16 protein-coding genes are annotated in these 24,232 nt (G+C 41.1%); 9 read left to right on the top strand and 7 right to left on the bottom strand.

Translation table 11 applies throughout. The features are described from left to right. Positions 1–28: 28 nt before the first annotated feature. The 3 genes from BMX56_RS13330 to BMX56_RS13320 form a co-directional block, all read right to left on the bottom strand. The gene (locus BMX56_RS13330; protein ID WP_177183802.1) at positions 29–3,307 is read right to left on the bottom strand and encodes a SusC/RagA family TonB-linked outer membrane protein; all 3,279 of its coding nucleotides are present in this window, start codon (positions 3,305–3,307) and stop codon (positions 29–31) included. 189 nt (positions 3,308–3,496) lie between these two features. Beyond that, positions 3,497–4,441, bottom strand: a complete 945-nt coding sequence (locus BMX56_RS13325; protein ID WP_090648276.1) for a FecR family protein — start codon at positions 4,439–4,441, stop codon at positions 3,497–3,499. Positions 4,442–4,487: 46 nt separating this feature from the next. Further along, on the bottom strand, positions 4,488–5,096 hold the full coding sequence (locus BMX56_RS13320) for an RNA polymerase sigma factor (protein ID WP_090648271.1): 609 nt from the start codon (positions 5,094–5,096) through the stop codon (positions 4,488–4,490). 125 nt (positions 5,097–5,221) lie between these two features. Between BMX56_RS13320 and rpiA the strand changes: the two genes are divergently transcribed. Further along, entirely contained in the window at positions 5,222–5,908 is a 687-nt protein-coding gene (gene rpiA / locus BMX56_RS13315; RefSeq protein WP_090648268.1) for a ribose 5-phosphate isomerase A, read from the top strand. A gap of 39 nt (positions 5,909–5,947) precedes the next feature. Here the strand turns inward: rpiA and BMX56_RS13310 are convergent, their stop codons facing one another. The 3 genes from BMX56_RS13310 to BMX56_RS13300 form a co-directional block, all read right to left on the bottom strand. After that, the gene (locus BMX56_RS13310; RefSeq protein WP_090648265.1) at positions 5,948–7,492 is read right to left on the bottom strand and encodes an FG-GAP repeat domain-containing protein; all 1,545 of its coding nucleotides are present in this window, start codon (positions 7,490–7,492) and stop codon (positions 5,948–5,950) included. 100 nt (positions 7,493–7,592) lie between these two features. Beyond that, a complete protein-coding gene (locus BMX56_RS13305; RefSeq protein ID WP_090648261.1) occupies positions 7,593–9,368 on the bottom strand; it encodes a RagB/SusD family nutrient uptake outer membrane protein in 1,776 nt (591 codons plus the stop codon). Between the two features lie 11 nt (positions 9,369–9,379). Next, entirely contained in the window at positions 9,380–12,640 is a 3,261-nt protein-coding gene (locus BMX56_RS13300; protein WP_090648257.1) for a SusC/RagA family TonB-linked outer membrane protein, read from the bottom strand. Between the two features lie 785 nt (positions 12,641–13,425). Between BMX56_RS13300 and BMX56_RS13295 the strand changes: the two genes are divergently transcribed. From BMX56_RS13295 to BMX56_RS13275, 5 genes are all read left to right on the top strand, one after another. After that, positions 13,426–14,490, top strand: a complete 1,065-nt coding sequence (locus BMX56_RS13295; protein ID WP_090648253.1) for a sensor histidine kinase — start codon at positions 13,426–13,428, stop codon at positions 14,488–14,490. After that, the gene (locus BMX56_RS13290) at positions 14,487–15,194 is read left to right on the top strand and encodes a LytR/AlgR family response regulator transcription factor (protein WP_090648247.1); all 708 of its coding nucleotides are present in this window, start codon (positions 14,487–14,489) and stop codon (positions 15,192–15,194) included. Before BMX56_RS13295 ends, BMX56_RS13290 begins: the two co-directional genes overlap by 4 nt. A 347-nt stretch (positions 15,195–15,541) precedes the next feature. Continuing rightward, entirely contained in the window at positions 15,542–16,102 is a 561-nt protein-coding gene (gene efp / locus BMX56_RS13285; protein ID WP_090648241.1) for an elongation factor P, read from the top strand. Between the two features lie 880 nt (positions 16,103–16,982). Further along, positions 16,983–17,537, top strand: a complete 555-nt coding sequence (locus BMX56_RS13280) for a hypothetical protein (protein WP_090648236.1) — start codon at positions 16,983–16,985, stop codon at positions 17,535–17,537. A 321-nt stretch (positions 17,538–17,858) separates the two neighbouring features. Further along, positions 17,859–20,201, top strand: a complete 2,343-nt coding sequence (locus BMX56_RS13275; protein WP_090648231.1) for a toll/interleukin-1 receptor domain-containing protein — start codon at positions 17,859–17,861, stop codon at positions 20,199–20,201. Between the two features lie 138 nt (positions 20,202–20,339). On the opposite strand, the gene BMX56_RS13270 is transcribed toward BMX56_RS13275, so the two are convergent. Beyond that, complete coding sequence (locus tag BMX56_RS13270; RefSeq protein ID WP_090648227.1) at positions 20,340–20,576, bottom strand: exodeoxyribonuclease X C-terminal domain-containing protein; 237 nt, start codon at positions 20,574–20,576, stop codon at positions 20,340–20,342. A gap of 306 nt (positions 20,577–20,882) precedes the next feature. On the opposite strand from BMX56_RS13270, the gene BMX56_RS13265 reads away from it, so the two are divergent. From BMX56_RS13265 to BMX56_RS13255, 3 genes are all read left to right on the top strand, one after another. Continuing rightward, on the top strand, positions 20,883–21,617 hold the full coding sequence (locus tag BMX56_RS13265) for a hypothetical protein (RefSeq protein WP_090648223.1): 735 nt from the start codon (positions 20,883–20,885) through the stop codon (positions 21,615–21,617). A 169-nt stretch (positions 21,618–21,786) separates the two neighbouring features. Continuing rightward, a complete protein-coding gene (locus BMX56_RS13260; protein WP_090648218.1) occupies positions 21,787–23,034 on the top strand; it encodes a YdcF family protein in 1,248 nt (415 codons plus the stop codon). Between the two features lie 11 nt (positions 23,035–23,045). Then, on the top strand, positions 23,046–23,921 hold the full coding sequence (locus BMX56_RS13255; protein WP_090648212.1) for a hypothetical protein: 876 nt from the start codon (positions 23,046–23,048) through the stop codon (positions 23,919–23,921). Positions 23,922–24,232 lie beyond the last annotated feature (311 nt).

Genomic DNA, 24,232 nt, shown 5'->3' with positions numbered 1-24,232 from the left:
GTCTCCTTAATTCTCTAATACCTTGTTGTTATAAGCCTACGTTAATACCTATTAAAATGATCCTCGATTGTGGGTACAAACCTAAATCGACCCCGTTTTGGTTGATACCAACTTCCGGGTCAAGGCCCGAATATTTGGTAAATGTGGCCAGGTTTTGCGCGTTGGCAAATACCCTTGCACTACGCACCCCTATTTTGGTCATCAATGTTTTTGGCAGGGTGTAACCAAGTGTTACATTTTTGATGCGCATGTAAGAGCCGTTTTCGACATAAAAATCAGATACGTTACCAAAGTTGCCATTGGCATCACTTGCCGAAAGCCTTGGTATGCTGGTGTTGGTATGTGTAGGGCTCCAGGCGTTTTTAGCATCGGCCAGCAGGTTATAATTTTGGATTGACGCGTTTAAACCTGTGTATTTAACGGCGTTGAAAATTTTATTGCCGGCAATACCCTGTAAAAACACGCTCAGGTCAAAGTTGCCATAGTTAAAGTTGGCTGTAAAGCCGTAGTTGAATTTAGGAAACGGCGTGCCTAAATAGGTTTTATCGGCATCGCTAAGCTTACCATCGCCATTTAAATCAAGAAATTTAATATCGCCCGGTTTTGCATTTGGCTGGATAAGTGCGCCCGACGAACCTTTATAGTTGTTTACCTCATCCTGGGTTTGGAATAAACCCGCGGTTTTGTAACCGAAGAAAGAGTACAGCGAGTATCCTTGCTGCAATTGAACCGGAACCAGGTTATCCCTCACCGTTGGACTTGATAAAATTGTTTGCTGGCCTGGTAAAATATCCTGGATCTTGTTCTTTATATATGATCCGTTGGCGGCAAGGTTATAATGCAATTGGCCAATACTGTTCTGGTACTTAACCGATAACTCGATACCTTTATTCTGAATTTCGCCGCCGTTTACAAATGGCGGGTTAGATACACCAAAAACGGCCGCTACCGGTGGTTGAAATAAAAATTGAGTGTTTTTTTTCACAAATACATCGCCGGTAACATTTAGCTGGCCGTTTAACAAACCTAAATCGAAACCGATATCTGTTTGGGTTGCTTTTTCCCATTTGAGGTCAAGGTTGGCCAGGCCATCAATTGCTGATCCTGTTATTGCCGCGGCAGGGCTGCCCAAATAGCCCGCAGTTTTGGTTAAGGATACCGACGTAGGAAAGTAAGGCAAACCAGCAAGATTACCTGACTGGCCATAACTTGCCCGCAATTTTGCAAATGACACTAAACCATCGGCCGGAAAAAATGATTCCTTACTAATCAACCATCCTGCAGATATTCCAGGGTACGTTTCTGTACGGTTTTTACTGCTCAACTTCGAAGTAGCATCACGCCTTATGATGCCGTTCACAAAGTATTTTCCTTTATAATCGTACCCTACCCTACCTAAATAAGAGATGAGGGCCGTTTCGTTTTTATTGCCCTGCAAAGGAACACCTGTTGGATTCAATGTCCCATTTATAATGTACCGGTATGCCGGATCTTCGCTCAAATAATTATCAGTATTTACACTAAAAAAATCCTGCGTATCATCCTGGTAAGTATAACCTGCCAAAGCAGTTACGTGGTGATCACGGCCAAATGTCCTGTCAAAGTTTAAGGTTTGCTCGGCAAGTATCGTCCTTGAATTATTTTGTTCCTGGAAAAGGAAGTTATCAAAAAACTTTTTTCCCGGCTCCAGTATCCTGGTGCTGAAGTTTTTGATAGTCTCCATGTTTTTGGTAACTGCCAGGTTCGAGCGGAATTTTAACCCTTTAATTATGCTTACTTCTATGTACGGGTTTATGGTAAAGCTGGTAACCGCATCGCTGTTATCCAGGCGTTTTAAGTAAGCAACCGGATTTATAACATCACCATATGAACCTGCATAAGCAGCAGGCACACCGCCAAAGCTGCCATCGGCATTATAAATTGAGGCGTTGGGCGGATAAAATATGGCTGATAATATAGCACCTGTATAAGCGCTTGTTGTATTGGCCCCCTGGCCGTTATTGTAGGAGAACGACATGCTTTCGCCCATTTTAAGCCAGTCTTTTATCTGGTGATCAGAATTTACCCTGAAATTGTAGCGCAGTGAATTAGTGTTTAAAAGAATTGCATCGTTTTTACGATACCCTCCGGACACAAAGAATGTTGATTTTTCGTTACCTCCACTGATATTAAGGCTATAATCCTGTACATGGCCGGTCCTGAACAATGCATCAGTCCAGTTTGTGCGGGTAATGCGCGAATCGGGGTTTACAGTGGCATCAAAAGCCGGCAGACGCGTTTTACCAGCATTGTCATATGCCGTATTTATAGCGTCGGCATACTCGGCAGCATTTAAAGCCTGCAATATTTTAAGTGCATTTTGTTCGCCTCCTTTTACCGAAATATCCAGATTGGTTTTGCCTTGTTTACCGCGTTTGGTAGTTATTAAAATTACACCGCCCGCTGCCTGGGCACCATAAATAGCGGCATATGAATCTTTCAAAACATCGATAGATTCGATATCATTAGGATCAATAGGTCCACCGTTATAAATGGTACCATCAACTACGGTCAAAGGACCTTCGCTATTTACTGAACTTCGTCCACGTAACCTGATGCTAGGCCCGGATGTTGGGTCGCCACCTTCATTTAAAACGGTAACACCGGCTATTTGCCCCTGCAGCATTTCGGTAACCGAACCTACCGAACGATCTTTGACATTTGATACTTTTAATGAGCCTATAGCACCGGTTACATCCGATTTTTTTTGCGTACCATAACCTACCACCACTACCGCCGATAAGCCGGTTATATCTGCACTTAAAATAACATCAAGCGGTGAATGATCTGCAACTACCTCCTGGGTTTTGTAGCCGATAAAAGAAAAAACCAGTACCTCGCCCTGCTCAACCGATATTTTAAAAGTACCGTTAACATCTGTTGAGGTGCCGGCCTGCGATGTTTTACTGCGGATGGCAACACCTGCAAGAGGACCGTCTTTGTCGCTCACGGTACCGGTTATCACTACTTTTGCCGGCACTTTTACCACTTTTTTACGCGAAATAATAATAGTATTATATTTCTCGCGGTACTCCAATTGGGTGTTGCTGGTTAAAGCATTTAATACATCTTTTAGAGGCTTGCCTATAAAAGTGCTCGCTTTTACTTTAACTGCCGCCACATCATCTAATTTGTAATTGAAGGCCACGTTGTTCATGGCCTTTTTTAATTTTTCGAGCGATGCATCCATCGTCTCATCGGCAAACTTTACAGTTACCGGCTGGTCAATCAATGATGCTTTACGCTCGGCCAGGGATTGTCCCGGCATCAACGTTGCGAAAATTGTTAAGAGCAATAAAATTGCGGTCATTAACTTTCTTGAAATCTGGGATAAAGATTTTTCCATACATTTGTTTTTAAAAGTGATTAGTAACCGCCTGTCTGGGTTTAGTCTGGGCAGTTACACTTAATAAGCCAGTGCTTGTTAGTAGCAGGCATTGGTTTTCTTTTATATCTATTATTTAATAGTTACTACATCCCCGTTAAGCCGGTATTTACGGCCATCAATAAACTGCAAAATATCAAGCACCTGGTTAATGGTTAACTTATTTGAAAACCTAACCGAATAATGCTGCCTGCTCAACCTTTTACCCGCGTATTTAAAATTGACGTTGTACCTGTTTTGCAGGTAAACGGTCACCTCTTTAAACTCAACGTTATCTAAAATCAGGTCGTCATGCATCCAGCTTAGGGCGTGGTCGCCAATAATGGTTTGTCTTGAAAAATTTTGGTTTTGTTTGTTGTAGGTTACCTGCTGCTGCGGTGTATACATCCCTAAGGTATGCTGCCTGTCATGCACTTCAACCTTACCGCTGTTTACAAACACTTGTATGGTTGGCAGCTCGCGGTAAAACTTAACATTAAATGAGGTACCCAACACCTGTGTGGTAACACCCGCCGTGTGAACCAGGAAAGGTTTTGTGGCATCGTGCTTTACATCAAAAAAGGCTTCGCCGTTTAGCAAAGTTACCTCCCTTACAGCAGCGCCGAATTTAACCGGGCACCTGATGGCGCTGCCCGCGTTTAGTTGCACAAGGGTATTATCGGGCAGCAATACTTTTTTCATTTGACCTTTAGGCGCGGTGATCACCTGGTAGGCAATTACCTCTGCAGGTTTAGGGCCCGTAAACATGCGGTAGCCCAAAATACCGGCAAACAGGGCAATTAAGACAACGGCGGCTACTTTTAACCAGGCGGTGTTTAAACGGGTTATGCGGGGCTGGTTAACGGTTTGCGCTTGTATTTTATCCCAAAGGGCCTGCTTTAAACGCCCCACAGGAAGCGGCGCATCCTGCCGGCGGTTTAAATCCTGCATCAGCATTTGCAAATACGCTAACTCTTCGTCGGTGCATTTGCCTTCGTTAAATTTATCAAGTAGTTTTTTTATTTCCTTTTCTTTCACTTATAAGCCTTTATACTTACCAAGTGACTGCAGGAGGGGCTATGTACTATAACAACCGTAAAAAAATTATCAGCAGCAAAAATTCGCTGAGCTTATCGGGCGGGATGACGTTATAATAATGATGAACTGCTTTTTTTAACCGGCCCAGGGCACTGCTAATCTGGTTACGCACGGTTTGGTGCGATATGCCTAATTCTGCAGCTATTTGCTGCCCGTTCATATCCTGCTCGCGGCTGCACAGGTAAACCTGGCGCATTTTTTCGGGCATATCGGCAATTTCGCGGTTTATTAAAAAGCTTAGTTCGGCAAATGATAATTTTTGGGCGGTACTGTCCTCGGCCATATCCGGCAACTCCATAAAATCATTTAATGATTGTGGTTGTTTACTTTGCTTTTTGAACCACTTGTAGGCCATGTAATTTACCGATACAATCAGGTAAGCCTCCAGCGGGCCGTTTACCTGTATGGTGTAGCGGTTTTTCCATACCGATAGGAAGAGTTCCTGCACCATATCCATCGCCTCGTCTTCATTCTGCGTTTTTTTAAGAGCAAAGGCTATCAGTTTATCGGCGTAACGCTCATAAATTTCCTGAAATGCACAATCATTCCCGCTTTGCAGTTCCAATAAAAGTTGAGCATCCGAATACTGTTTCACAAGCCTTTTTTATAGGGGTAAAGTAACGCCAATGATATTAATTTAAATTTAAGGATATATTAAAGCTTTGGAAAGCGATCCAAATATATTTTTTTTAATTCAAAATCTCTGTTTAGCTTACACTTATGAACGATTTAAAACTTGAGGCGGCAAAAGCAGCCGTAAAATTCATTAAACCTCACCAAACCATAGGTTTAGGAGCGGGCAGTACCATTGCCCACCTGGTTACCCTGACTGCCGCTGATGATGAACTTACGGCATCGGTTACCTTCACATCGTCATCTTTTAACACTACAGCTATGCTTGCCCAAAACGGTTTAAGGGTAATGGCGCCTGCGCTGTTAAACCGCCTTGATATTTATTTTGATGGGTGCGACCAGTTTGATAAACAACTGAACGCCCTTAAAAGCGGCGGGGGCATCCACACTACCGAAAAGATCCTGGCATCAATGGCCGATGAATTTATCCTGATTGGCGATGCGGGAAAATATACAGATAAGCTGGATACCACCTACCCCCTGGTTATCGAAGTTTTGCCCGCCGCGTTGCAAATCGTATTAAAACGACTCGCCGCAGATTTTCCGGGTGCCAAAACTAATCAGCGTATTAGCAGCCAGAAGGATGGCGCGGTGGTATCAGATAACGGTAACATGCTGGTTGATGTATTTTTCGCGGAGCTTTTACCGCTGGATGAGTTAAACATCAAGGTAAAAATGATACCGGGTATTGTTGAACATTCTTTGTTTTATAAGATGGCCACTAAAGCCATTATTGCCGGTGAGGATGGGATTAGGGTGATTGAAGCTGTTTAAGAATCAATCATTTCATATAAGAACAGCAGACAAGTTGTACTAATGTCTGTTTAAAAATTTATTATTGTTTTTTAATACAATAAACGGTGTGTGAATATCCCAACTTGGGTTTACAGTTGCATCATTAATAAAACCCATCGAAAAATTGCCTAAAATAATATCCGGACTGCCATCGCCGTTGTAATCTTTAACATCCATACAAATCCAGCGCCCCCGATTATATATAGGCAGGTTGTGGGGTATAAAATGCAAGGGGCTGTCCTGCTCAAAATAGGTAAAACCTTCGCCGGGGTTCTTCTTCAGGTCTGAGAAAAAGGCAATCAGCGCTATATCCAGCTTGCCATCACCATTAAAATCGGCAGCTATGGCTTTGGTGGCTCCGTTTACGGGATAAAAATAAGCTTGCTTAAATTTAAAATTGCCTTGGTTAAGGAATATGTAAACGCCGTGGAAGGGTTTCAATATTTTTGAATAATCGCTATTATCGCCACTGGTGTATAAAACATCCAACTGCCCGTCGTTATCAAAATCAACCAGCTGAAAACTGCTTGAGCCGTACATAGGGGGAAACCTCAACATATTCCTGCTTGTAAAACCTCCTTTGTGGTCATTCAAAAACAGCCAAACGCCTTCATCGGCTTGGGCAAATAAGCAAGCTATATCAGGCCAGCCATCGTGGTTAAAATCGCCAATAACGGCGTGCTCGGCACCGGGCATGTTGCTGATGGTGTGTTTTTCAAACTGGTTGCCGGCCAATTGCTTATACCAGTACAAGCCCCCCAAATTATGGCCAAATCCGCATACCACCCAATCCTGCAAACCGTCTTTATTAATATCGGCCGGTACGGATTGTATTGGCCTTGGCAATTTATCGGCAATCTGAATTTCTTTTTGATAGTTTATGGATTTTAAATCCACTTGTTTTACAAAACCATTGGCTATATCAACGGCATCCATCGAACCGATGAAAGTAAAAACGCTTTGCCCGCCGCCTTTATCATCTTTACCAAATTGCACATCAACCGCGGGCGAAGGGTATTTAACGGTTGATAATAGCTTCAGCTGGTTTGACCACTGGAAAATACTGCTATTCATCCTGTCGCTGGTATAAATACGCTGCCCCGCAGTATCAAATGCCACCATGGTAGTTGTTGCCAAAGGCACATCGTGGGCAGGCTTTATTAAACTGAAATTGGCCCAATCTTTTAACGGGGTAACAGGAACCCTTGCGGGCATCAATTTCTTTGGTGATGCTTTGGTATAGTAATCAACAATTTTTAACCAATCGTCATAGGATACCGCCGATTTTGCCGACAGGTCGTTTACGTATTGATCATCGGCATAAACTTTTATGCCCAAACGGGGGGCCATTGCGGGCAGTACATGTTTTGTCCAGGTTTCCTGGTCAAGCAGCCGTGGTTCGGGATATTGATGGCAGTTTTTACAATAGGTAGCCGACAAACTTTTTCCATCTGTTGCAACCACATGCGGTTGGGGGCTGTTACAATTAAAAGATACCAGGCAAACAACTGCTGTAAATAAAAATAAGGTTGATGTTAAAATGTAATGTTTGCTAAACCTCATAACCGGCTGCTAAATTTTGTTGATGAAAGTGCCTGTATTTTTACATACAAAAAGAGGCAGCTAATGCCACCTCTTTTTGTTTTATCAAAAATAAACAATATTAATAACCTGGGTTTTGTTTCAACGCAGATGATGATCCGGTTGATTCCAGGTCGATTTGTGCCTGCGGAATTGGATAAACCTCATTTTTACCCACTGTAAAATGCGCGCCGGTAACATCGGTTATGTTTTTGCCATCGTAGCCAAAATAAGTTGCCAATGACTGCTGGGCTGTACCCCAGCGAACGATATCAAAAAACCGATGGCCTTCCATACCTAACTCCAGCTTCCGTTCAAAATAAATAGCTTTTAATGCCACTGCTTTGCCCGAGAAATAACCGGCAGGGTACTGGCTTACTACATACTTTGCAGCCGGTGTGGTAGTATAGCCGCCCATTGGGTTGGCTGCATCTTTATAAGTGTACACTATGCTTGCCGGTTTAGCTGCCCTTGCACGTACCAGGTTTACGTATGATAAACCCAAATCGCCGGTGCCCAATTGTGCTTTGGCTTCGGCCGCCATTAACAATACATCGGCAAAGCGGATAATATTAACCTGGTTTGCATTACCCGGCGCCCAGGTATGGCTATCGCCTAAAGTACCCTTCGTAGCCTGGTAATAAACATTCTTTTTAGGCGAGTACGGACCAGCCGAGCTTTGTTCGCGAATCCAGTTTTGACCAGGGTGATTACCCCAGTCAAGATACGGAATACCACGGCGGCCAACTGTCCAGTCTAAACGTGGGTCAAGGTTGCCGGCATCAAGTGTAAAAGCAGCAGTTGATGCAATGCCCTGGTCGTTAACTACAGCGTGGCTGTTGTAGTCATCTAAATAAGGTAAGCCGGTAGCATCGGTACGGAAAGAGTTAGCCAGATCTTCAGTAGGCTGAAAAAATCCGCAGCATCCAAAAGGGCTGTTGTACGGGTAGTTCAGCATATCGCCGTTATTAGCTTCACTGATAGTCCCTGTACCGTCATTTGCTGCCTGCTGAATTGCGAAAACGGTTTCCTTATTGTTTTTGGTTGCCGCGTTAAAGTTATCCTCGTAATTATCTGTTAAACCATAAGCAACACCTGCCGAGTTTGTTCCGCCGGTAATAACTTCGGTAAATGTTTTATCGGCATTAGTATAGTCTTTTTGGTACAGATAGGTTTTAGCCAGGTAAGCACCTGCTGCCCATTTGTTCACCCTGCCAACCTGTGTTTGCGTTGCCGGTAAGTTTGCGTAGGCAAATGCAAAATCGGCAACTATTTTTGGCCATATATCTGTGGTATTGGGCTGCACAAAATTGGTTGTGGTTTCGTCGATATAAGGCACGTTGCCAAACATCTTTTTCAAGTCGAAATAATAATGACCGCGTAAAAACCTGGCCTGCCCAATAATATTTGCTTTATCGGCAGCAGATATGCTTGTAACCGCTGCTACCGCTTTTAACACGTTGTTTGCCCTTGTTACACCTTCATAATCGGCGATCCATTTTGTATTTAAAAAACCGTTACTGGCATCAACCGTAAATGTTGCTATAGAGTTGATAGCAGGCTGATCGATACCGGAACTGCCTTTGTGAGCATCACCACCGGCCACGCTGCCATATATCCAGTTATCGGGTGATGCTTCCCAGGGATTACCGCCACCAAAAGCAACGTTGCCGCCTTTTTGGCCATCGAGCGCCGAATATGCGCCAATCAAAAGGCCATCTACACCTGCCGCCGTTGTTATTTGCGCCGTACTTAACGCACCCAATGCAGGCTGGTCAAGAGACGACTTTTTGCATGAACTTTGAACTATACCAGCTATAACTAAAGTACAAACTGATAAACGTATGATATTTTTCATAAAATCTTTAATTAAAATTTAACTTGTACACCTAATAAATAAGTACGGCTTGGCGAGTAGTTACCCCTATCAACACCAAAGTTGGTACTGCTGTTGGTGTTACTGGTTGTACCGCCACCCACAATCTCGGGATCAACGCCGGAGTACTTGGTTATGGTAATTAAATTAGCTCCTGATAAGTAAATACGTGCGCTGCTTAAACCAATTGATTTGATCAGGTTAGGTGCAAACTTGTAACCTATCTGCAGGTTTTTTAAACGCAGATATGAGCCGTTTTCTACATAATAAGAGTTGGGTACAGTATTGGTACTAAAAGAGCCATCAATTTCCTGGATAGGTGCTTTGGCATTCATATGGGTAGGCGTCCATGAATCATACAAAGCTGTTTTGCTTTTTGCACCCGCAAAATTGGCGTAAAAATCTGTCCACCATCTTACATCATTCCAAATCTTGTTGCCGTACGAGCCATACCAGAACATATTCAGATCGAAGTTTTTATAGGTAAAATCGAGATTTAAACCGCCGGTAAATTTAGGGTTAGGATTTCCAAGCAATGTACGGTCACTGGCATCTACTTTACCATCGCCGTTTACATCGGCATATTTAAAGCGGCCAACAGCGGCATCGGTTTGATAAGTACCCCCTGCTTTTGTATTGGCTGCATCAATTTCGGCCTGCGAATTCCAGAAACCATCAGTTTTGTAACCGAAGAAACCGCCCACAGGGCCACCTACCTGGTTACGTATAATGGAGCTGCCATTAAAACGGCCTGAGTTTTGGTCGAAGTAAGGCTGACCTACCGTAACGGCCTTAATAACATTATGATAAGTAGTAAACGTTAATGAAGCGTTCATTTTCAGATCATGACCCAGGGTTTGATGCGTGCCAATGGCAATATCCAAACCCGTATTATTCATAGCTCCAACGTTGCTGTATGGCGCTGTTGCAGAGCCCGCAGTACCTGGCAGGTTTGGATTGAATAGCAAGCCGGTTATGATCTTTTTGTAATAATCGGCAGATATATCCCATTTCTGGTTAAAAAACGAACCATCAAAACCAATATTTAAGTTTTTATCAAGCTCCCATTTAGCATCGGGGTTACCTATCCTGGTTTGGGTAAAACCGGCAACTGTACTGGTTGATGTACCGGCAATATCATAATATGAATTGGTTTTAATTGCGCCAAATGTGGTAAATGCGTTGGATGGGTCCACATTGATCTGGTTACCCATTACACCGTATCCACCGCGGATCTTCAAATCGCTTATCCATGCTGCCTTTTTCAGGAAACTCTCCTGCGATATACGCCAGCCTGCACTTACTGCCGGGAACCAGCCATATTGGTAGGTTAAAAACCTTGATGAACCATCACGACGGAGCGTTGCATTTAACAGGAACTCATCATTAAAAGTATAATCTAAACGCGCAATCAGCGATTGTAGCTTATCTCTTTGTATTGTACTATAAGCAGTTGGCGTACCGGTACCTGTTGTTATAGTGGTATAATTTTTATCAAAGGTAAAGTAACCGGTATTGGTGGCGCCTAAGGTTTCGTACCTGTTTTTGTAATTCTCTGTACCTACCAGTAATTTAATATCGTGTTTACGAATGGTTTGGTGATAGGTTAAAGTATTTGTCCAGGTGTAGTTGTAGCCGTTAAATGAGTTCTCCGAGTATGAGTTGGTGGTGTTGTTTTCAGAGTTCTCGTATTCCGGGTAAGTAAAGCTGTGGTTATAATCAGAATAATACTCGCCACCAAACTGGGTGCGTAAGGTAAAGTATTTCAGGAAATCAACCTCGGCAAAGGCATTACCAAACAGCCGGTTATAAGCTCCATAATTATTGCCGGTACGTTGCTGTATAGCCACCGGGTTACGGGCGTTACCTAAGTTTGCTGTATTTGAGCCGGCATAGTTACCTGCAATATCATATACAGGAATTATAGGCTGCTCGCGAAAAGCCATACCAATACCAGAACCCTCGTCATTTTCATTGATCAAGGGATTTTCTGTTACCGAGTATGATAAGTTTTCGCCTACCCTGATGTGTTTAGATACATTAAAGCTGGTATTTGCCCTTACGGTATAACGCTTATCATAAGTATCTATCAGGGTGCCCTTCTGGTTGTAATAGTTCATGGAGAACAAGTAAGTGGCCAGGTCTGAACTGCCGCTTAAAGCCAGGTTATGGCTTTGTATGGGGGCCGATTTAAATATTTCATGATACCAGTCGGTGCCTGCTTTGTTGGCCTTTGTAATACGGTAAAAGCCCGATGGATCGCCAGAGGTATAAAAGGGATTAACGTTATACTTTGATGGATCAACAGCTGGGTCGCCGTCATGAACGCCATAAGGGCCTGTACTGCCCGCGCTAATATAATCGGGCAATACATTGCCATTGGGGCCATAAAGGTTGCTGCTTAAATCAACCGGTATTCCTTTTAAAGCAGCGGTATTTTGTATGGCCAGCGTTCTCAGGCTGGTCATTTCCTGCGGATTTAACAGGTTAAACACATTGCCGCCTTTAGGTACCTGGGTACCGTAATAAGCATCATATGATACGCTTACCTTACCGTTACCTTTTTTAGTGGTAATAACAATTACACCATTAGCCGCACGTGCACCGTATATTGATGCCGAACTTGCATCTTTTAATACCTGCATGCTGGCCACATCATTGGGGTTAATGTCGCTTACGTTTGTAGTGGGTACACCATCAACAACATATAGCGGCTGGTTGTTGCCAAACGTATTGGCACCGCGAATTTTTACTGAAGGGTTTTCGCCCGGTTGCCCCGATGCAATAACGGTAACACCCGCTGCCTGGCCCTGCAACTGGTTTTCTACCGATGATGTTGGCTGCCTGTTGGCGGCGGCTACATCAACTACGGCTACCGCACCTACCAGGTCTTTTTTTCGCTGGCTGCCGTAACCTGTTACTACCACCTCGTTTAGGGTATTGTTACCGGCAATTAGGGTGATGTTTAAATTAACATCGGTACCAACGGTAATTTCTTTGGTAACATAGCCTATATAGGATATGACCAATGTGTTGCCCGGACTTAACGAGAGGGTAAAATCGCCATTAACGTCGGTAATGGCACCTGTCGCGGCTCCTTTTACCCGTACCGAGGCGCCAATAATAGGTAATTTGTCATCGCTGGCGATAACCTTTCCCTTGTACTTTGTTTGGGCAGTAACTACCACCGAAGATACCAGGCAGCATAACAGCACACCCAGGAATCTCCCTTTTAGGAGTAAACTTTTAAACATGAATTTGAGATTTAATTGATATATATTTGGTTATTTATTGATTGCAAACAAAACGCGTAATCACCTATTAATCAGCTGTTAAATAATGCGTTCCGGATCTCACCCCGGAACGCAAATCCAATATCATTTCTCAAGTGATATTGATCAACTAATTCTCAAATGACACGTTTACTAAATCATTTAAGCTCTTCAGATACCGATATTATCAACCTTGTTGATTTACAGTTTTAGCTGCGCAAAACCGTAAAATCAGTTCGTCAATACACGTGTATCGCTAATTCCTTATCCCGATCATCAGGAGCACAAAAGGCGCCTGTTAAAAATGTTTACTTATGTAAAAGAGGCCACACGATTTGCGCGCCCCAGGTAAATGCTCCGGTTTATTATAATTGTTCACAAATAATAAAATAATAGAATTATAGATTTTAATAAAGCGACAAAACATACCTATTGTAAGACCAAACAGGTAAATAATGCGACAAAAATATTTTTGCTTTTAAGAGCGCAGGGATGCCAGAACTTGCGGGGATGTTATATATTAGCAAGAGTTTAAAAAACCGCCAAAAAACCATTTAAAACCAGTTTCAGGTATAAAATCTGGATAATTTTAACACCAATAGCAATTGTGTGAATATTTCATAATGAATTAGTATGTACCAACAAGGCAATCACATGTTTAAACATCAACAATCGATTGTTTCCTATTTGTTACTATTTGTATTGTAAAAATAATACTGCATTTATGTATATAATTTTATTAAACCTTTTATAAATGTACTTTAGCCATGCATGATAAAAACAATATAATAGGTTTGAATTTGTACAATAAAAAATTCAGGATTTGGGCGCATGTATGCGTTTGGCTTGTTCTGATGGCTTTACCATACATCATGCATTCAATCAACGTATTGCCTTCCCGCACGTTTACAGGCAAAGAAATGAGCGGGTTTATTAAGCTTGATTATGTGGGTTATATTTATTGGATAGCCGCTTTTTATTTCAACAGCTTAATTCTTATCCCTCATTTGTTCATGAAGGGTAAATACCCTTACTATGTGCTGGCTGTACTTTCAATTTATGCCATTTACCTGTTTGTATACCATCATATTTATAACTGGCTGGAGATAGACCTGCCTTATGGGCTGCTGCGCACCAGCTGGCTGCGGCTGCCCGCGTTTTTACTCACCATGGCGGCAAGCCTGGCCTACACTACCATAAACGGCTTGCTTGACTATCAGGAAAAGCTGCGCGAAAAGGATAAAGAGAAATTAAAAACCGAGTTGTCTTTCTTACGGTCGCAAATAAGCCCCCACTTTATATTTAATGTACTTAACAACATCGTATCGCTGGTAAGGTTAAATAGCACCGAGCTGGAGCCTACGGTAATGAAACTTTCGGGATTAATGAAATACATGCTTTACCATACCGATGAAGAGAAAGTGAACATTAAGGTTGAAGAAGAATACCTTAACCATTATATTGATTTGCAAAAGCAGCGGTTTGGCAAAAAAGTTAAGGTAGAGACTTCATTTACCATCCTGAATAAAAACCAGCTGATTGAACCGATGCTGTTAATCCCGTTTGTTGAAAATGCCTTTAAGCATGGGGTTGGTTCCATTGATGACCCGCGTATTATCATTGAGTTAGTTACCGATGAACGATTTTTAAATTTTACGGTTATCAACAAATATAATGCTTTAAATACCGCGCCGAAAGACGAATCGTCGGGCATAGGCATAGCCAACGTGAGCCGCAGAATAAACCTGTTGTATGAAAACAAACATCAGTTAAGCATCAAAAGCGAAAACAATTGCTTTGAAGTTAACCTGATACTAAAATTAGATGCATGATAAATTGTATTGCAATTGATGATGAGCCGCTTGCCTTAAGTTTACTTGCCGATAACATAAGCAAAATTCCGTTTTTAAACCTGCAAGCCGCCTGCGACGATGGATTTTCGGCCAATAAAGCCATGCAGGAAAACGACATCGATTTAATATTTGTAGATATCCAGATGCCCGGGATGACGGGGCTTCAGTTTATAAACAGCCTAATTAAAAAACCGTTGGTTATCATTGTATCGGCCTACAAGCAATATGCTTTAGATGGTTTTGCGTTAAATGTGGTTGATTACCTTACCAAACCGGTACCCATGGATAGGTTTATGCAGGCCTGTAACAAAGCAAAAGAGCTTGCCGAACTTAAGGCGTTAAAATACGCTCTGAACCCGCCTGCCTTAAACTACACTTATATAAATGCAGGGTACACCGTTGTTAAAATTACTTTTGACGAAGTGCTATACCTGGAAGGTTTACGCGATTATGTTAAAATATACTTTACAGGCCATAAAAAGCCGGCCATTGTGCGGCTCAGCTTCAAAAATGTAGAACAAAAATGGCCATCGCATTTTATGCGCATTCACAAATCTTTTTTTATTAATGCGCAAAAAATTGAAGCTATCAATAAAACGGCGGTTATTATTAACGAAAAAGAGATTCCTATAGGCGAAGCTTACCGGGCAGCGGTAACGGCGTTGATACAATCAAATAGTTAATAACAATTCGGCCGATATCTTTTCAAAAACCTTGTTTCATAAAAAAGGGCCGAAAAACTCTCGCAGTTTTTTGATCGGCCCTACATCTACCTATGAAAAACAATCCTTTGAGAAGGATATTAATTTATACTCAATTACAGTACCAAAAGTTACATGTTGATTAAAATAAATAAAACAGCACTTTAATTTTATTTACGCAACAGCTTGTGGAAATACTTCTACTATTATTGTGTAATAAGGGCGCGATTGGGTATTTTATATATCGCAATTACCTATGCAAAAATTAAGAAACAGCGAAACCCAAAAAAGCGTATATCTTTGCGCACAAATTTTATAATTATATTTTCATGGCAAAGGCATCTGAAATTAAAGTAGGAAACATTTTACGCTACAACGGCGAATTGGTAACGGTTACCGAAGTACTGCATCGTACACCGGGTAAAGGCGGAGCTTTCTACTTAGATAAATTTCGTAACATAAAAACCGGAAAAATTGTAGAGGCCCGTTTAGCAACCGACGAACAGGTTGAAATTTGCCGTGTAGAAACCAATGATTACCAATACCTTTACGAGGAAGGTGATTACATGGTAATTATGGATAATACCACTTACGATCAGCTAAGCATCCCCAAATCGTTATTTGGCCCATCGGCAAGGTTTTTAAAGGAGGGGATGAATGTTATCGTTTCTATCGAGAGCGAAGAACCTATTATGGCCCAGGCGCCCAACTTTGTTGAGCTGGAAATTACCTACTCCGAGCCGGCCGTTAAAGGCGATACTTCATCAGGTGCATTAAAAGCGGCCACTACCGAAAATGGTGTGGAAATAAAAGTACCATTGTTCATCAACCAGGGCGATAAAGTAAAAGTTGATACCCGCACCGGCGAATATATCGAGCGTGTAAAATAATAAAACGGCTTGTACAGGTGTTCGCTTTTGAGCGAGCCTGGTTGGGTGTTCGGGGAGCGAAAAAATCAACTACAAATCTCTTCCCCGAACACTTTTGTTTTTTCATTCTCCTATGCGGGAATGATGGTAAAAACATCAAATTACTGCACAAAAACAGGTAAAAAGATCAATTTTTTACTTAGTATTTTGCAAAAAATCATACAAAAAAACTACGGGCGTTTCCCCAACCGGTAGAAGTTGGGGCCAGGCCTTCCATTCATACGCGCACAAGGCATTAAGCGCGTCCGACACTCAGGCCCTCTCCCGCGGCCGGTATCCATTGCAGTCCTTAACGCGAAAACGGTTATAACACAACATCGTGGTAAATTATAGGAGCAGCTAAAAATCGATTTAGCTACCGGCGACATTCAGGCACTGGCTATTCTCATTCTACTACTTTAAAAAACCGCATGATTTTGTGGATTCAGTCCTTAACGCTGACCCGACTTACACAACATCGGGATAAATTAGGAGAAGCTAAAAATCGATTTAGCTACCGGCAACATTCAGGCACCGGCTATTCTTATTCTATTACTTTAAAAAAACCGCATGATTTTGTGAAGATAACAGATTATCGCGACTTTTGGACAGATACGAATTTGATGAAACCGATAAACTTTTAAACTAATTACCCGAACATCCTCCATAAACGTGGCTTTGGGGCTACAACCGGCTTTGTACAACCGCCGGGTCCTCTACGAGAGCCCCTCGGGGACGGGAACTATTCTTATTCCGCATGGATTTATCGGCTTAATTAACCTTACGTCTTCCACTTGTATTTCAGTTGTAATTTCGGCATTGTTGTATAACTTTAGCCTATTATGACCAAATCAATCACAACATGAAACTTTCCGCATTAATTTCAACTATTGCACTGCTATTCATACTTACTTCTTGTGAGCAAGCAACACCCAAAACAGAACTTCAAAAGAAGATGGAATTAGATAGCTTTTCAAAAGCTAAATATGGCGAAAGTTCCGATGAACACGTGAAAAAGATGGTTGATGCTACAATGGCTAAAGCTTTGCTTGATACCATTGGCCTCTATAAAGCACCTGTTAAAGTATTAAGCGCAAAAATCGTTAAAGAGGAGTATTCATCGTATCGAAATGTATATCTCAAATACAAGAATGTATCTGGTAAAACAATTGCTGCAATTAAGTTTAACTGGTACGGCGTCAATGCCTTTAATGAACCTGCTGATCTTGGGAATTCATATGCCGCGGGTTTTGGAGGAGGCTTTACCGACGATGCATTAAAGCCCGGACATTCTGACGATGGTACCTGGAGCGTACTTAGTAGAGACGCGAAAAAAATAAAGATTGCCTGGCCTACAGAGGTATCGTTTACAGATGGTACAACGTGGAAGATAAAGTATTCTCAAAGCCCCAATTAAACGGTAGCGGTTATCGTTAATATTAAGGTAGTTATAATTGCTTTATAATGGAGATGAGCGATGGGATGGAGCGATGGGCGAAACTTTTAAACTAATCCTTAACACTGTGCCCTCGCATAAACGCGGCTTTGGGATTGCAACCGGCTTTGTACGACCGCTGAGGCCTCTACGACAGACCCAGCGAGGACGGGAACGGAACCAATAATTAGGATGACATAGCAGAAATCTATATGCTCAAATTAATGATCATTTTAAAATACGGATGTATTATTTATTGCCATACCGATAAATATAAATAACTTTAAAAAACACTAAACAATTATGGCCAAGGCTTTTCTTTCGCACAGTTCCAGTGACAAACCTTTAATAGAAAAAATTGCTACTCAATTAGGAAAAAACAATTGTCATTATGATCGTTTTACATTTGAGATTGGCAAACAAACATTAGAGGAAATTATTCGTGCATTAGATACAACTGATATTTTCGTACTATTTATATCTGAAAAAGCATTAGAATCTAAGTGGGTAAAAGATGAAATCTCTACGGCAAAAAAAAATATTGATAAGGGCATCATTGAACGTGTGTACCCAATAATAATTGATAAAAATATAACATACCAAGATTTACGTATTCCTAAATGGATCAGGAAACCTTATAATTTACAAAAACTTGATAACGAAGTTTTGATACTACGAAAAATCAAACAAATATTAAGGGAGGTTGAATATAAAAAGAATAGCACAATCCACGAGTTAAGCGACCTATTCGTTGGTCGATACGATCTTTCCGCTGAATTTGAAAAAAAGATAATAAATATTGATAACAAAAAACCTACCTGCATAATTGCCTATAACTTCTTTGAAGGTATGGGTAGGCGAACCTTTTTAAAAAATGCCTTAATTAAAACCAACATCGTAAATAAATTATACGAACCAGAAATAATTCCCTTCGATTCAAAAGAAAGCATTGAAGATTTTATTTATAAACTTAATTTGATTAATCCACAACAGAGTATATATAAAAAAAATCTTGCAGAAGAAACCTTAGATAACAAAATCCTGATAGCAAAAAGCATAGTGGAACTTTTTACACAAAACAATGAGGTTTTATTCATAGTAGACGAAGGAAGCATCATTCTTCCTAATAACAAGTTCGTGGGCTGGTTTGAAAAATTAATAAGCTTTAAAGAATTTTCAAATCAGATTTGTTTTTGTTTGATATCCAAATATAAACCTGATGGATTCAAAGTGATGAAATTAGGAAATGTTGAAGTTTTTCGAGTTCCAGAACTATCAACGTCGGACACAACTACATTATTTCTTCAATATTTAAATGCTCTAAAAATTGAAATAACTTCTGTTGACAAAACATTTTTTTTGGAACATTTAAAGGGCCTACCAGCCCAAATCATATATACCGCTCAACTAATTGCTCATACAAATTTACTTGAAGCAAAAAAACATATAGAGGATATTGTTGAATATTCTGATTTGATGGCGCTTTCCATATTCGAATTCTTCAAAAACGATGAATTTACTCAACAAGTATTGGTCGTCTTATCAAAGTTTGAAATTATTCATATTGAGTATGTTTGTAAAATCTTAGGAGATGAAGAGGCAGTAAATGCTTCCATTCAAAAACTTTTTGATTTATCTGTCTTTAATTTCATGTTTTCAGGTTTTGAATATATAAAATTAAACAACGCTATAGCTGACTATATAAGTCGCTCAAGATTAACGTTAAAAAACGAATATAATGATAAACTTAAACAACTTGTAGTTGAGTCATTATCAAAAAATTTAGATTCCCAAATTCAAAATGACTATTCCGAATTTCTATTCACGTTACAAAATATGATTCACAATGGTAAAACTATACCTCCTAAATATTTTTTACCATCATTTGTCATAAAATCTATTGTAAGAGAGTATACAAATAGCAAATATGATACTGCTATCAAATTGGCTACTCAATTACTCGAAAACTCATCGCATTTCGACGATCAAATCATCAGAGAAGCCCGGTATTGGTTTTGTTTAGCTTGTTCTCGAAGACAAAACGAGAATTTTTTCAATGAAATAAACTATTTCAAGAATGAAAATGGGTCCCACAAAAGTTATTTCTTTTTATTAGGCTTTTACTATAGAAACGGTAATAAAATGGATGAAGCAGAGGATTGTTATTTAAAAGTTTTAGAAATTGATAAAGACCACTCAAAAACTAAAAGGGAACTAGTAAATGTATATTTGAATCAAGGTGAATATATCAAAGCTTTAAATCTAGCAGAGGAAAATTTTTATCGATTCCGAACTAATATCTTACATGCCCAAGCATATTTTACGTGTTTGGTTAAGAAATATAAATTAACTGCGGCTGATGTAGAGGAATTGAATATGCTTCTAGATACTGTCAACAAAAGTTTCAATAAAAAAGCAAATGACATCTATCGCACTATGTCAGGCGAATATGAATTTTATGTAAACCATAAACTTGACAAAGCGATAAAATTATTGACAATGTCGTTACAAATCGAAAAACATAAAAACTATGCTTTTCGGTCTTTAAGAGAGATCTATAGAAAAATGGATATGCAAAACGCTATTGAGGCACTACATAAGACCTATGGAAAAAGAATCAGTTTTGATGAAGACGACGAATATTAGGTGTTGCAACCCATTTGTCGCAAGCCTTATGGGGTTAGGAATGAGTGCAGAGATTCTTTCAAAACAAGGTTTATACCTCCATCTGGCTACCTCCTTTTGCTTTAAAGCTTGATAACTCATGTTTATCATTCCGTTTAGCTAAACAATTAATCCAGATTCATCAGCGTCCATAGAATTAAATTTATCATCAATGCGCATTTTACCATAAACAGATAGTCCTGGTGATTTTCCGACTCCTTTCAATTCCTCGATATATTTTTCAACCTCGTAATCAATAGTGAATGAATCATTCTCTCGTAAATTCCAATCAATATAAAATACATCTCCCTCTGCTACGTCCTTGATAGTTTTACCTTTATGTTTACCAAATTTCAAGATCGATGTTAGCCGGTAAATGTAAATCATATGATTCGACTTTTGTGATTGCAAGATAGAAAATTTAATATAAAATCTTCCCCTCTTGCCGCCCTGGCACAGTCTTAATAAATGGAATTGAGCGATTGCCGACCTGTGATTTTTTTAGATCAGATCAAGAATCAAGTACCACCATCCTATAGGCACGCAAGCACGACATTGCCGTTAATAGAAGACGCAACTATTAATTTTTTACTCCCCCCCCTCGCCAATTACTACCCCAAAATATTTCCTCAACAAATACGTTTATAAATCACCAATAAACCCATGAAACTACCCCTAACCTTACTGCTCCTGCTCACATTAACACGTTGTTTTGGCCAGAGTTTGACGGCCATAGATAAGCAACTGGCCGATGTTTACGAAAATGTTCCGGAGCGGTACACCGATGATCAAAAGGAAGCCAGGATGGAACTTTTTGAAAGGCTGTTGATGAAATATACCCGGCAGCTGCCCAAAACTATCGGTTACCCGTTTAAAAATTTGAGCGAAACGAGCGCGGTATATATCTCAACCTCGGACGATGGCAACCTGCGCATTTACTCGTACGACAGGAACAGGAGGCGGTCGATGCCCTGGTTTAACAATGTGTACCAGTACAGGGTTAACGGCAAGGTGCTGGCCAGGCACGTGAAGCCTCCGCACGATTTAGTACCCGATTATACCATTTACAAAATTAACACCCTGGCTGCAGGCGACAAAACCTACTACATAGCCCAACGCGTAGCATTTGGCGGCCTGCTTACCGAGTACAGCCTCCGGTTTATGACAATAGAGAACGGCGGGGTTAACGATAACATCAAACTGGTACAAACAGGCAAAACGCTTGAAAACGTGTTGATATGCGGTAAGGTCGACGAGTTGAACGGCGAGCAGAAATTCAGCATAGATTATGATAAAGCCTCGGGCACCATTTCGATGCCTGTGGTATCAGGTGATGGGAAGGTTGGCAGCAAGCGGGTTGTTTATAAGTTTAACGGGAAGTGGTTTGTGAGGGTGTAGCAGACACTGAAAGCAAATCACAACGCGACCACTCCAAACCTGGCCAACTATTTACATTCGTAATACTTTACTTGCTCCCAGCACCCAAACTATCTATGAGATTGTTACCTGGAGTTAATCTTAAGTTTAATTAGGAGGGTTTTCTTTACGCTTTGTAAAAAAAGCGCCTATGAAAAAAATTATAGTATTATCGCTGTTGTGCCTTAGCTGGTTAAGCAATTATGCCCAGGCACCTTTGACAGCCGGTATTAAAAGAGCATCAACCGACTACGTGGAGGTTAAAAACTACTACTTGCTTTCCCTTTTTGAGCAGGATAACCAGGTAAGTTTATTACTTAAAAACGATGCCCAACTGGCGCAGCTGGCGCAACAAAAACTGAGCAGGCTTAATACCTCTCTTACCGATTGCGGCGATGCATCGTGCTTAACCGCTGCTGTGAAACTTACAGACGATGAGATTCGGTTAGTTACCGGGCGCCTTACCGCGCTTTATAAACCAGGCAACGCTTTGGACAAGTTGGTAAAAACAAAGCTGATTCCATCCGGCGCGTATAATTTATATAAAAAACTGCCCAATGTCGAGCTCTTGCAGAAGGCCTGGGAACAGGATGCCGGCAGTGTTAATTATACCATCGCGGTATACGCCGAAGGCAAAAAACCTAACTATCCGCAAATAGATTCTATCAGTTACAATGTTCATGCAAAGGCTTATCATACGTTGATGTATGATGTTACTGCTACCTTAATTGGCGATGTTAAAAATACGCGTTTGTTTTTTGAGCCATCGATGCAGGCTGCGCTGCTTTATCTGCAGATAAATGAGCGGCAGGATCCTGCCAACTACGAGCCTATGGAATTTGGGGCGAATAAGGCTGCAGTCAACAGGATAAAAAGTATTAAATGGTCTGCTTATCCGTACTCAAACATCCTGGTACCCGGTGCAGGGCCCGACAATTTAACATCGCCTTTAAGCGGCGAAGGCATGCTGCGGTGTAGGTTGGCTGTTCAGCAATATAAATTGGGTAAAGCGCCGTTCATCATCGTATCCGGCGGCAAAGTGCATCCCTACAAAACCAAATACAACGAAGCCCAGGAGATGAAGGTTTACCTGGTGAAAACCTTGCGCATCCCCGAAAATGCCATCATCATTGAGCCGCATGCGCGCCATACTACTACCAACATGCGTAACAGCGCCAGGCTTATCTATAAATACGGCATCCCGGCCAATAAGCCCGGTATTGTGGTAACAGATAAATCGCAAACCGATTTTATTATGACGATGGATGCCCGCTGTCAAAAGGAACTGAACTACGTGCCTTACAAACTGGCCAAACGTAACTCGGAAACCGAGGTTGAATACTACCCGGTTGAAGATGCCAAACAAATCGATCCCGACGAGCCACTTGACCCACGATAAACATTCAACATATGCAAAAAATTACTTTAACCATAGTCGCTGTAATATTAGGTATCGGGAGCCTGACAACCGGCAATATTGATCATCAGCTCCAACGCTCAATCACTATCGATTCTTTGGGCGCTTGTCAGGGGATATCGTACCAAAACGGCCGCATATTTTTATACGGTGACCGCGAGATAGGCATGATCCGCGAGTTTACAATGGAGGGCGATAGCCTGGTTTATCAGCATAAAGAAGTAAAGCTTACCAAAAACGGACAGGATGTAATTAACCACCCTACCGGGATAGCCTATAATGCTACCGGCCCTACTTTTATTGGTAACTCCATCCGCCTTAACGCCGAAGGCACCAAATGGCGAGCCGTTATTTATTGTGTTGATTGGAAAGCACTGTTGAGCACCGGTACGCTTGATGCCAGCCTGCTCAATACCATTGATGATGACGCCTGTATACAAGGCACCCGCCCCGAGTATGTTAAATATAATAATAAGTGGTATGTGGCCACCGCCGATTATGGCGACCATGGAAACGAGGTAAGATTATATGATCCGCAGAAGTTGGCAAAAGCAACAAACACAAAAGAGGCGGGTGTGCTTTACAAAAAATTTACGTGCAAGCCCTGGGTGCAAAACCTGCACTGGATAGCCGATAAAGGCGTGCTAGTGCTTATCCAAAATAAAATTGAGGGACGGCAATGGCGTTTTACCTACGTCGACCTCAAAAAATCTATAGAAGCCGGTAAGCAGGTAGTACTTAGCCAGGTTGATTATATTAACCGGGCCGATGAGCTGGAAGGATTTTCATTTATTGGCAACGATGAAAGGGGAATTGCGGTAACATCATCACGAAAAGGCAATGTAAATTTCACTAAAACAACCTGGTAAAAACCGGCGAAATGTACCAGCTTACAGGCGCCGGCGTACACCCGGTTGCCTTTTTTATTAATACAAACTTAACGTTTAAGTAGCCCGGTGTTAAGATAGCTGGTTTAATTTTGTTGCCATTACTGCAATATTAATAATCTATAATTAATATTATATTATCACAAGGCAATGATTATTGTGATAATATTAAAATCTGCCATGTATTTTAATTTAAATGCCTATGTAACATTAATTTAAACTTAACATCGATAGCCGGCGATAAAACATAGAAACCGGTGAATGCGCTAACATTCACACGGCTCCCGGAATAA

Source organism: Mucilaginibacter sp. OK283, assembly GCF_900110415.1.
Taxonomy (GTDB): Bacteria; Bacteroidota; Bacteroidia; order Sphingobacteriales; family Sphingobacteriaceae; genus Mucilaginibacter.
This window is presented reverse-complemented; position numbering and strand designations above follow the sequence as displayed.

Excerpts from the sequence above, each read along its gene's own strand:
- BMX56_RS13295 (WP_090648253.1), top strand. The coding sequence starts at position 13,426 with ATGCATGATAAAAACAATATAATAGGTTTGAATTTGTACAATAAAAAA.
- BMX56_RS13255 (WP_090648212.1), top strand. The coding sequence starts at position 23,046 with ATGCAAAAAATTACTTTAACCATAGTCGCTGTAATATTAGGTATCGGG.
- BMX56_RS13265 (WP_090648223.1), top strand. The coding sequence starts at position 20,883 with ATGAAACTACCCCTAACCTTACTGCTCCTGCTCACATTAACACGTTGT.
- BMX56_RS13305 (WP_090648261.1), bottom strand. The coding sequence starts at position 9,368 with ATGAAAAATATCATACGTTTATCAGTTTGTACTTTAGTTATAGCTGGT.
- rpiA (WP_090648268.1), top strand. The coding sequence starts at position 5,222 with ATGAACGATTTAAAACTTGAGGCGGCAAAAGCAGCCGTAAAATTCATT.
- BMX56_RS13330 (WP_177183802.1), bottom strand. The coding sequence starts at position 3,307 with ATGCCGGGACAATCCCTGGCCGAGCGTAAAGCATCATTGATTGACCAG.
- BMX56_RS13310 (WP_090648265.1), bottom strand. The coding sequence starts at position 7,492 with ATGAGGTTTAGCAAACATTACATTTTAACATCAACCTTATTTTTATTT.
- BMX56_RS13300 (WP_090648257.1), bottom strand. The coding sequence starts at position 12,640 with ATGTTTAAAAGTTTACTCCTAAAAGGGAGATTCCTGGGTGTGCTGTTA.
- BMX56_RS13275 (WP_090648231.1), top strand. The coding sequence starts at position 17,859 with ATGGCCAAGGCTTTTCTTTCGCACAGTTCCAGTGACAAACCTTTAATA.
- BMX56_RS13290 (WP_090648247.1), top strand. The coding sequence starts at position 14,487 with ATGATAAATTGTATTGCAATTGATGATGAGCCGCTTGCCTTAAGTTTA.
- BMX56_RS13260 (WP_090648218.1), top strand. The coding sequence starts at position 21,787 with ATGAAAAAAATTATAGTATTATCGCTGTTGTGCCTTAGCTGGTTAAGC.
- efp (WP_090648241.1), top strand. The coding sequence starts at position 15,542 with ATGGCAAAGGCATCTGAAATTAAAGTAGGAAACATTTTACGCTACAAC.
- BMX56_RS13280 (WP_090648236.1), top strand. The coding sequence starts at position 16,983 with ATGAAACTTTCCGCATTAATTTCAACTATTGCACTGCTATTCATACTT.